The sequence below is a fragment of the Fretibacterium sp. genome, from assembly GCF_057312375.1.
This window is the reverse complement of record NZ_DBHLDX010000067.1, coordinates 1-10,270: the sequence shown is the minus strand read 5'-3', so window position 1 is coordinate 10,270 and position 10,270 is coordinate 1. Positions and strand designations below refer to the sequence as shown.

Genomic DNA, 10,270 nt, shown 5'->3' with positions numbered 1-10,270 from the left:
ACCGCCCCTCACCGGGTTTGAAGCCCGGGCCCGTCACCAGACGAATCTCACCTCCGAAACTGATTTATTATACTTGCTGACAGCGGAAAAGTCCACATCCCCGAAAAAAGATATATTCCGCCCTTAGAAAGCTCCGTCAGTCCTCAATTTCTGCCCTTTTAAGGTATACTGAAAACAGAAGGTATTCAACAGCTTTTTTCATGGCGGCGGATGTCATGGCGTTCCCGCGCTGCGGAGCCCCGGCGGATTCTGCCGTCCAAGACGAAAGGGGAACGGAAGAGATGGACAAGGACGCGGATCGATACCTGCGCGACGTGGACCCGGAGATCGCGGACATCATCGTGGAGGAGTATCGCCGGCAGAACGATCAGATCGAGCTCATCGCATCGGAGAACTTCACCTCCCGCGCGGTGATGGCGGCCATGGGCTCCGTGCTCACGAACAAGTACGCCGAGGGCTACCCGGCGCACCGGTATTACGGCGGCTGCGAGGTCGTGGACAAGGCGGAGGACCTGGCGCGCGATCGCGCGAAGAAGCTCTTCGGAGGCGATCACGTCAACGTTCAGCCCCACGCCGGAAGCCAGGCCAACATGGCCGCCTACTTCGCCTGCCTCGAGCCGGGGGACACGATCCTGGCCATGAACCTGACGGACGGCGGGCACCTCACCCACGGCTCCCCCGTCAACTTCTCCGGCAAGCTCTACAACGTCATTCCTTACGGCGTTCGAAAGGACACGGAGACCATCGATTTCGACCAGGTCCGGGAGCTCGCGAAGAAGCACCACCCCAAGCTGATCGTCTGCGGGGCCAGCGCCTACCCGCGCGTCATCGACGCCTCGAAGTTCCGGGAGATCGCGGACGAAACGGGGGCCCTCGTGATGTTCGACATCGCCCACATCGCGGGGCTGGTGGCGGCGGGCGCCCATCCCAACCCGGTGCCCTACTGCGACTTCGTCACGACGACGACGCACAAGACGCTGCGGGGGCCCCGCGGCGGCATGGTCCTGTGCCGGGAGTGCTTCGCCAAGAAGGTGGACTCCGCCATCTTCCCTGGGATGCAGGGCGGCCCTCTGATGCACATCATCGCAGCGAAGGCGGTGGCCTTTGCCGAAGCGCTGAAGCCGGAGTTCAAGGACTATCAGCATCAGGTCGTGGCGAACTGCAAGCGCCTGGCGGAGAAGGTCATGGAGCGCGGGTTCCGCCTCGTGTCCGGCGGAACGGACAACCACCTGATCCTGGTAGACCTGACGAGCAAGGGCGTGACGGGCAAGGACGTCCAGATCGCGCTGGACCGCGCCGGCATCACGGTGAACAAGAACACGATCCCCTTTGAAACGCTGAGCCCCTTCGTGACGAGCGGCGTCCGCATCGGAACGGCTGCGGCGACGACCCGCGGCTTCGGAGCGGAGGAGATGGACCGGATCGCGGACTGGATCGACCGCGTCGTGACCCACATCGCGGACGAGGCGGAGATCCGGAAGGTCCGCGCGGAGATATCGGAGCTCTGTGCGGCGAAGCCCCTCTATCCGGGACTGTATTGAGCGCATTCATACCAAATCGCGTCTAATGTGGATTGCCTCTCCTGAAAGGGGAGGTGGTCCGAAGGACCGGAGGGGTTGGTTCTCACGCTTGACAACACCCCCCAGCTTCGCTACCGCTCAAAAGCCCCCCTTTCAGGGGGGCTTTTCTTGTCCTTCCGCGAATTGGTATGAGATCACCGCGCCATCGCCGCCTCCCGGCGCTTCCCCCTGTCCGGCCTTTGGGCGCACCGGCAGCCCGCAACTTCTGTTACAATAGGGACGGGTCCTCCGGCCTTCGCCGGCGGAACGCCCCTGGAGGCGTCTCGGACCCGTTCGCCGCATCTTTTGTGCCGTCTTTCATAAAATCTTCAAGGGGAGGTCGTTTTGAATGTCGCTTTTCGCTGATGACAAGAACCTGGCTCTGGAACTGGTCCGCGCCACGGAGGCCGCCGTTATGGCGAGCGGCCGCTGGTTTGGGCGCGGCAGCAAGAACGATGTGGATCGGTCTGCCGTGGAGGCCATGCGCTACATGCTGAGGGGCGTGGCCATGAAGGGGGTCGTCGTGATCGGCGAGGGGGAGAAGGACGAGGCGCCCATGCTCTTCAACGGCGAGGAGGTTGGGTCCGGCGAGGGGCCGTCGATGGACATCGCGGTGGACCCCATCGACGGGACGCGCCTGCTGGCCCAGGGCCTCGGCGGCTCGATCAGCGTCGTGGCGGCCGCTGACCGCGGCAGCATGTTCAGCCCACAGGACCTGTTCTACCTGGACAAGATCGTGACCGGCGTGGAGGCGGCGGACTGCATCGACATCCAGGCCCCCGTCCACGTGAACGTCAAGGCCGTGGCTCGCGCCAAGGACAAGGCGGTGGAGGACATCACCGTGGTCATGCTGGACCGTCCGCGCAACGAGAAGATCCGCGACGAGGTGCGGGCGATGGGAGCGCGGCTGCGGATGATCCCGGACGGGGACGTCAGCGGTGCCCTGACCACCTGCCTGCTGGGCAACGAGACCGCGGACCTGCTGCTGGGCTCCGGGGGCTCCCCCGAGGCCGTCATCACCGCCTGCGCCGTGAAGTGCCTTGGGGGCAACATGCAGTGCCGCCCCTTCTTCCGCGATAAGAAGGACGAGGAGAAGGCGAACGCCCGCGGCCTGACCCGCGACACCGTGCTCACCCTCAACGACCTCGTGAAGAGCGACAACGTCTTCTTCGCGGCCACGGGGGCCTCGGACGGTGACCTCCTGAAGGGGGTCCACTACCAGGGCAGCCACATCCAAACCTCGTCCCTCTGCATGAGGGGCATCAGCGGCACGGTGCGCTACATCTCGGCCATCCACTCCCCCAAGAAGCTCTCCGAGATGGGCAGCGCCATCGACTACAGCCCCAACAAGAACAACCGCTAAAGACCTCTCACGCTGGAGGGATTCAAAAAGCGGGCCCGCCATTCCGGCGGGCCCGCTTCGGCTTCAGAGGCCGAGGGGATCGGTGTCGTCGTCCTGCGTCGTGTTTTCGGTGTCGGCGGTCGTCCCCTTCTGATAGTAGATGCGCGGGATCCCCAGGACCACGAGGCCGGACTTCGGGTCCACATAGTAGTTGCGGGCGTCCGCCTCCGGGTCCTCCCCGATGACCGTGTTGTCCGGGATGTTGTTATGGGCGTCGATGATGGCGCGCTTGATGCGGCAGTTCCGCCCGATGATGACGTCGTGCCCGATGATGCTCTTTTCGATCACACTCCCCGTTTCGATGAGGCAGTTGCGCGACAGGACGCTGTCCGTGACGGAGGAGCCCAGGATGCGGCTGCCCTCCGCCAGCATGACGCGGTTCACGGTGCAGTTGTAGCCGTCCGCGGGGTAGGAGTAGGAGGGCGGGTCGGCGAAGGAAACGGTTCGCACGGGCCACTGGGGGTTGTAGAGCGTCATCTCGGAGTCCGGGTTCAGGAGCTCCATGTGCGCCTGCCAGTAGGCCTTCAGCGTGCCGACGTCGCGCCAGTAGGGCTTGTCGTCCCGCCACTCGTAGGAGTAGCGGGGGCGGGTCTTTGGCCCCGGAAGGACGTTGGTGGAGAAGTCGTAGGCGAAGACGCGCGCGCGCTGGTGGACCAGCTTGGGGAGGATATCCCGGCCGAAGTCGTGCGTGGTGGACTGCATGGAGTCCTCCACGAGGGCGTCCACCAGCACCTTGCGCTCGAAGATGTAGTTTCCCATCGAAACGTAGCAGAACCCCGGCTTGTCCGGGATCTCCGGCGGGACGGTGGGCTTCTCCATGAACTCCAGGATCCGCCCGCTGCCGTCGGTCTTGATGCAGCCGAACTGGCTGGCCTCGTTGACGGGGACGACGTTGGCCGCCAGGGTGATGTCCGCCTGTTGGTCCAGGTGCCAGCGGAGCATCTGGCTGACGTCCATCTTGTAGATGTGGTCGGCCGCGAAGATGCACACCCGGTCCGCCCGGAACATGTTGATCAGGTGCATGTTCTGAAACACCGCGTCCGCGGTGCCCTGGAACCAGTGCTCGCCGCGCCACATCTGCGCGGGCACCAGCGTGACGAAAAAGTCGCGCCCCCGCAGCGCGCCGCCGAACTGCCAGCCTCGCTCGATGTGCTCGTTGAGGGACTGGCTCTTGAACTGAACGAGGACGTACAAGGCAAAGACGCCGCTGTTGACGAGGTTTGAAAGCGCAAAATCAATGATGCGGTATTTCGCGGCAAAGTAGACCGCAGGTTTGGCCCGATACCGCGTCAGCGGCATCAGCCTCTCGCCCTTGCCTCCCGCCAGGACGATTCCAAGCACCCTTCCGTTGGCTCCTCCGTACATACCCCATCTCCCCTTTCCGATTTCGTTGAAAAACCGGGGAAAACCTCTTTTATATGTTCAGTTGCAATCCAGGCGGCCCCTTGCTCCTCCTGCGGCTAGCGGCGGGCCGTTTCCTGGTACAGCGCCTTGTAGAGCTCCGCCGAACGGGTCCAGGTGAAGTCCCGCCTCATCGCCCGCTCGACGATGAGCTGCCACGAGGGCTGGTCCCTGAAGCGCGCCACGGCCCGGTGCAGCGCCCAGAGCATCCCCTTCGCGTCGCAGGTCAGGAAGGTGAACCCGTCCCCACCCTCCGGGGAGTCCGCGTCGGTCACGGTGTCCTTCAGGCCGCCCACCTCGCGCACCACCGGGATCGTGCCGTAGCGCATGGCGATCATCTGAGAGAGCCCGCAGGGCTCGAAGACGGACGGCATCAGGAAGATGCTGCCGCCCGCATAGAGGAGGTGGGAGAGCGGCTCGTCGTACCCCCTGAAGAAACGGATGCAGTCCGGGTGGGCAGCGGCCGCTCGCTCTAGGGCGCCCTCGATCCAGCCCTGACCGCTCCCCAGGAAGACGAACTTCGCGCCCAGCGCGGGCAGGTCGTCCAGCGCCTCCAGGATGAGGCTGAACCCCTTCTGCTCGACGAGGCGGCTGACGCAGACCACGACGGGGGCCTCCGTCCCGGCCTCAAAGCCTGCCCGTTTGAGGAGCTCCCTGCGGCAGGCCTGCTTGCCCTCCAGGTCCCGCGCCGTGAACCGCGCCGGGAGCGCGCGGTCGTGCTCCGGGTTCCAGTACCGCGTGTCGATGCCGTTCAGGATGCCCCGCAGCTTGCCGCGCTGCTGATAGAGGACGTCCGCCAGCTGGCGGGTGGACTCGTAGGTCTGGATCTCGCCCGCGTAGGTCGGCGAAACCGTCGTGACGGCGGTCGCGGCGACGATGCCGCCCTTCAGCAGGTTGACCTTTCCGTAGAACTCCAGGGCGGACAGGTTGAAGCTCCACGGCTCCAGCCCGGACGCCTCCATGAAGGGGGCGGGGTCGAACACCCCCTGATACTCCACGTTGTGCAGGGTGAGGACGCTCCGCTCGCCCGTCTGCCGGTAGTGGCGGTGCCACGCCAGCGCGCAGGGGAGGAAGGCCGTCGTCCAGTCGTGGCAGTGGTAGAGGTCCGGCCGCCAGCCCGTGGCCCGGTGCAGCTCAAGCGCCTGCATGCAGAAGACGGCGAAGGGAGAGACAGTCCAGAAGTCGAGCTGTCGGGGGTACATGTCCCCCGTGTAGTCCTCCGCGCTCAGGAAGTAGACGGTCACGCCGTCCACCTCCGCCCGGACGACCTTCGCCTCGCGCACCTGCCAGTTGTAGGCAGCGCAGGCAGGGCGAGCCATTGCGGTGGTCTTGATGCCGGCGGCGGCCACCTTTTCCAGCACGCCGGGCCAGGCGGGGGTGACCACCCGCACGTCTATCCCCGCCTGGCAGAGGGCCTTCGGCAACGAGCCCGCGACGTCCCCAAGCCCGCCCACCTTCGAGAAGGGCGCCAGCTCCGTCGTCACAAAGAGGACCTTCATCGCCGCACCTCCCGCCCCGCTCACGGCGATCACATCCCCCGGAAGCTGATGGAGTACGCCTTCGAGGCGTATTCGCGCACCACCCGATGCGTGTTGAAGAAGCTTGCGTCGAGCGCGATGGTGTGCTGCATCATGCTCACCCACCGGTCGTGGTCGTCGTAATAGGTGGGGATGATCTTCTTCTCCAGCTTGTCGTAGAGGTCCACCGCGTCCAGCGATTCGTCGTAGTTCGCCCCCATGTCCTTCTCGTCCGGCACCGGCCCGATGGACCAGCCCGTCACATCCTCGATCCAGCCCTCGATCCACCAGCCGTCCAGGATGGAGAAGTTCATGATGCCGTTCATGGCGCACTTCATGCCGCTCGTGCCGCTGGCCTCGCGCGGGCGGATGGGCGTGTTCAGCCACACGTCGACGCCCTGCGTCAGGAGGGAGGCGATCTCCATGTTGTAGTTGTCGATGAAGACGATGGGGATCTCGGACTCCAGCTCCTTGGCCACGCGGCGGATCTTCTGCAGCAGCGCCTTGCCGCCGTTGTCGTTGGGATGGGACTTCCCGGCGAAGACGAACTGGACCTTGCGGTTGCCCGCCACCTTTCGGAAGCGCGCCATGTCGGAGAAGAGCAGGTCCGCCCGCTTGTAGGTCGCGGCCCGCCGGGCGAAGCCCAGCGTCAGGACGTCCGGGTCGAGCTGCACGCCGTTGGTCTCCATGATCCGCGCGAAGAGCCTCAGCTTGGACGCCTGGTGCGCCGCCCACAGGTCCTCCTTTGGGATCGTCAGGGCCTGGACGAGGCGCCCGGGGTCCTCCTCCCAGCCGGGAATGTTCTTGTTGTAGAGCTTCCTCATGCCGGAGCTGATCCACGTGGCGGGGTGGATGCCGTTCGTGATCCAGTCCACCGTTTCCATCTTGAACATGGCGTTGCTGACCTCGGCGTGCTTCTTGGCCACGCCGTTGACGTAGCGGCTGTAGCGCAGGCCCAGCTCCGTCATGGAAACGCCCGGAACGTCGGGCAGCATACGATGGAGGGTGCTCTTGGCCTCGTCGGGGAACACATGGTCGATGAGGCTGTACTCAAAGTAGTCGTGGCCCGCGGGGACGGGGGTGTGGGTGGTGAACACCACCTGCTCCCGAATCTTGTCCGGGTCGTAGTAGCCCATCTCGCGCATCAGCTCCAGCGTGAGGAACCCGGCGTGTCCCTCGTTCAGATGGAACGTGTCGATGTTCTTGTAGCCCAGGTCCCGCAGGATGCGCAGTCCCCCCACGCCCAGGACGAACTCCTGACAGAGGCGATAGCGGTTGTCCCCGCCGTACAGGTACCAGGACAGCTTGCGGTCGTCCGGGTGATTGGGCTCGAAGTCCGTGTCGAGGAAGTAGACGGGCAGCGGGTATCCGCTCTCGCCGATGATCTCGTAGACCCAAACGCCAACCTGGATCTCGCGCCCCTGAAGCCGGATCGAGATGCGGTTGGGGAGCAGCGTCAATTCCTGCGCGGGGTCCCAGACGGCGGGCTTCTCCTGCTGCCAGTCGTCGTCGTTGAAGCTCTGGACGAAGTAGCCCTTGCGGTAGAGGAGCGTCATGCCCGCCATGGGGACCCCAAGGTCCGCAGCGCTCTTCAGGATGTCCCCCGCCAGGACGCCCAGGCCGCCCGAATAGGTGGGGATGGACTCTCTCAGGCCCACCTCCATGGAAAAATACGCGATGGGTCTGAACGCGGGGTCGTTCTCCATCAGCGTCCTCAGGGAGCTGCCGAGGTCGCTGCGGTGCAGTCTTTGAATCATCGTCTTGAAACTCCTTTCAACAACCGGCCGGCAGCGGGCTTCCCGCCCGGCCGCCGCGGTGAGGTTCATCGTTGCCGCCGCCTTCAGCGCAGCTGCCGGAAGGGCAGCGCTATAGCCCGCGTGACGGCCTGAGGCCTGACGGAGGCTTTTTCAAAAGTTAGGCGTCAGTACTGCATCAGCATTGATTGTGCTTAAATTATCTCACAAATTTTCTTTTTGTGCGCGCTCGTTTGAGGGCAGGACGCCTTTTCGCCATGACGGCATCGCAACAAAAAAGCCCGAGGACTTTTTCCTCAGGCTTAAACATTGAACATGACCCTATAGGGGCAGAAACTCGGCTAAAAACGCGGGATTCCCCCGCTGGGACCTCCCCGTTTGTCCGTTTCCTTGTACGGTCCGGCTACTTGTAAATATCTCCGCGTGAACCCACCCGGTTGATGTAAATAGCCAGATTCTCGTCATCCACGTCCATCAGAACACGCCATTTCCCCACGCGCAGCCGATAGTCCGTCCTGCCCACCAAAGGGCGGACATCCCGCCCCTCAATGCCCTCCTCCAGCGCCGCGATCGCGGCCAGAATCCGCCCCTTGTCCGGGTTCGGAATCCGGGCGAGCTGCTTCTCCGCGGTGGGCATCACCGTGACAGCCCAGGTCATCCCAGCAAGCTCCGCATAACCTCCGCGATCGGACGCCCCAGCCCGGCGGCACGCTCCGCCCGTGCCCGTTCCACGTCGGCTTCCTCCTCCGGCGTCAGGGGCGGCTCCGTCGGGTCGGGCACCCGCCACAGCGCCACGCGCTCCTGCACCTCAACGCTCATCTTCTCTCCCCTCCCGTCATGCGTAACCTTCCCCACCAGCCAGGTGCCGGAAATCCAGTAATCATGGTGTGGCAATCCTTCCGAATTGCATCGCCCCGTGACTGTACAAAGGGGTTGGTTGACGACGTCCTTTGTACGGTTTTTTATCCGTTCATGCGGCGGCTTGGGGTGGTCGTGTCCGGCCTGCTACAGAGATACAGATAGCAAAAAACCCGCTTTTGAGCGGGATTATAAACTAAACCGGCTTAGGCCAGTTATTTGCATGGTGGGCGATACTGGGTTCGAACCAGTGACCTCTTCCGTGTGAAGGAAGCGCTACTACCGCTGAGCTAATCGCCCTTAACGAGGACTTATTATACACAAAGACCAGGGGAAGCACAAGGGGCGTTTTCGTTCCAAACTCCAGAGAGCGCCCCCTCAGCCCCTCCGGGGACCTAAAGCGCAGGCGCCCCCACCTTGGGGAGCGCCTGGCCAATCATCAGGCTTCGCGGTCAGCCTCACGGCTGAGCCCGCCGCAGCGCCTCAACCTCGTCAGGGGAAAGGCCGGTCGCTTGAGATATCTGCTCGGACGTGAAGCTCATTCCCAGCATCCGCCGCGCCGTGGAGGCTATTTTTTGAACAGATCGGAGTGGGTTCCGGTACAAGAAAGAGCGAGGACGAGGACATCTTCGTACTTCCTGTAAATCAGGAGCCAATCTGGGGTGACATGGCACTCTCGATGGCCCAGCCATTGCCCTCTCAAGGCATGATCACAACAGCCCGCGGGCAACGGTCCGCCCGAAGCCAGCAGATCAATGGTTTCAGTCAGAAGAGGAATGTCGAAGCCTCTTTTAGCAAGAAGCTTCACGTCTTTTCTGAAGCGGGACGATGGCTTGATTTCATACATCGGCGAGAATGTCCGCCATCATCGCGGCAGCGCTTGAATAACCTTTTACCGATGGGTCATGAGCGATACGTTCTGATTCCTTAAGCGCGGCCAGGGTTTCCTCGTTAGGCTCAGGGTCCTCCAGTTCGTCGATGAGTTGGAGCACCCGCGCAGCATCCTGATCCGAGAGATTGCGGAAACGGCGGTACAGGGCTTTCCGTTCAGCAACTTGAGCAACGGTCATGATCATCCTCTCCTTTCGGGGAGATTATAGCAAAAGGAGCGTGGGGAATGTGAGGAAAAAGGAACGGTGCAGTTTACGGCGAGGCTCCCCTTCTTGGATTTACAATCTGTTATGAAGAGCCCGATGTCAAGAGGAGAAGAGGGAAAAGGAGCTTGACACGAGGCATGTTATTCCATTCCTGACGGCATCCAGGGGAAGCCCCGACTTGCAAGTTCCGGCATTGGCCACTCTGTTATTCGTGGATCAGGATTGCTCCTGCCTGCAGGTTAATGGGTCCGCCGTGAGCCCTGCTGTCTAAGTGCGTGGTTCACAAGGTTGCTCCTGTGCCGACATAGTTTGCATCGCAGATGGCTTGAACCTTCAAGCAGACGGTACTTCTTGTGCGTAAGTTTGACTCTCCACCCCCCCCTTTGGAGAGCCTTCCGGGGGCCTAAAGCGCAGGCGCCCCCTCAGTGGGAGCGCCTGGCCAATCACATCCTTGGGCTTCGCGGTCAGCCTCACGGCTGCGCCCGTCGCAACGCCTCAACTTCGTCAGGGGAGAGGCCGGTCGCCTGGGATATTTGTTCGGACGTGAAGCTCATGCCCAGCATCCGCCGCGCCGTCGAGGCGATGCCATCCGACCGCCCCTCGTTCAGGCCCCTGGCCAGCCCTCTGGCCTCGCCCTCGGCGCGGGCAACTCGACGGATCGTTTCGTCGCGCGTCATCTCGT

9 protein-coding genes, 1 tRNA gene and 1 pseudogene are annotated in these 10,270 nt (G+C 63.2%); 2 read left to right on the top strand and 9 right to left on the bottom strand.

Annotation, left to right across the window (positions count from 1 at the left end; all coding sequences use genetic code 11):
• The first annotated feature begins 281 nt into the window (after nucleotides 1-281).
• Both ACO41U_RS08795 and glpX read left to right on the top strand, forming a co-directional pair.
• The gene (locus ACO41U_RS08795; RefSeq protein WP_485943237.1) at nucleotides 282-1,541 is read left to right on the top strand and encodes a serine hydroxymethyltransferase; all 1,260 of its coding nucleotides are present in this window, start codon (nucleotides 282-284) and stop codon (nucleotides 1,539-1,541) included.
• Nucleotides 1,542-1,908: 367 nt separating this feature from the next.
• Nucleotides 1,909-2,922, top strand: coding sequence for a class II fructose-bisphosphatase (gene glpX / locus ACO41U_RS08790; RefSeq protein ID WP_485943235.1), 1,014 nt, complete (start codon nucleotides 1,909-1,911; stop codon nucleotides 2,920-2,922).
• A 63-nt stretch (nucleotides 2,923-2,985) separates the two neighbouring features.
• Here glpX and glgC read toward each other — a convergent pair whose 3' ends face one another.
• The 9 genes and pseudogenes from glgC to ACO41U_RS08745 form a co-directional block, all read right to left on the bottom strand.
• Nucleotides 2,986-4,326: a glucose-1-phosphate adenylyltransferase gene (gene glgC / locus ACO41U_RS08785; protein ID WP_485943233.1), complete on the bottom strand. Its 1,341-nt coding sequence runs from the start codon at nucleotides 4,324-4,326 to the stop codon at nucleotides 2,986-2,988.
• Nucleotides 4,327-4,421: 95 nt separating this feature from the next.
• Nucleotides 4,422-5,861: a glycogen synthase gene (locus tag ACO41U_RS08780; protein ID WP_485943231.1), complete on the bottom strand. Its 1,440-nt coding sequence runs from the start codon at nucleotides 5,859-5,861 to the stop codon at nucleotides 4,422-4,424.
• 29 nt (nucleotides 5,862-5,890) lie between these two features.
• Entirely contained in the window at nucleotides 5,891-7,636 is a 1,746-nt protein-coding gene (gene glgP / locus ACO41U_RS08775) for an alpha-glucan family phosphorylase (RefSeq protein WP_485943229.1), read from the bottom strand.
• Between the two features lie 400 nt (nucleotides 7,637-8,036).
• Nucleotides 8,037-8,291, bottom strand: a complete 255-nt coding sequence (locus ACO41U_RS08770; protein ID WP_298778835.1) for a type II toxin-antitoxin system RelE family toxin — start codon at nucleotides 8,289-8,291, stop codon at nucleotides 8,037-8,039.
• Entirely contained in the window at nucleotides 8,288-8,452 is a 165-nt protein-coding gene (locus ACO41U_RS08765; protein WP_485943227.1) for a hypothetical protein, read from the bottom strand. The genes ACO41U_RS08770 and ACO41U_RS08765 overlap by 4 nt, the downstream gene beginning before the upstream one ends.
• Before the next feature lie 263 nt (nucleotides 8,453-8,715).
• A tRNA-Val gene (locus ACO41U_RS08760) sits at nucleotides 8,716-8,791 on the bottom strand.
• A gap of 268 nt (nucleotides 8,792-9,059) precedes the next feature.
• Entirely contained in the window at nucleotides 9,060-9,338 is a 279-nt protein-coding gene (locus ACO41U_RS08755) for a type II toxin-antitoxin system YafQ family toxin (RefSeq protein WP_485943225.1), read from the bottom strand.
• The gene (locus ACO41U_RS08750; protein WP_015555906.1) at nucleotides 9,331-9,561 is read right to left on the bottom strand and encodes a hypothetical protein; all 231 of its coding nucleotides are present in this window, start codon (nucleotides 9,559-9,561) and stop codon (nucleotides 9,331-9,333) included. The genes ACO41U_RS08755 and ACO41U_RS08750 overlap by 8 nt, the downstream gene beginning before the upstream one ends.
• A 497-nt stretch (nucleotides 9,562-10,058) precedes the next feature.
• Nucleotides 10,059-10,270, bottom strand: a pseudogene (locus ACO41U_RS08745) (hypothetical protein); the annotation flags it as partial.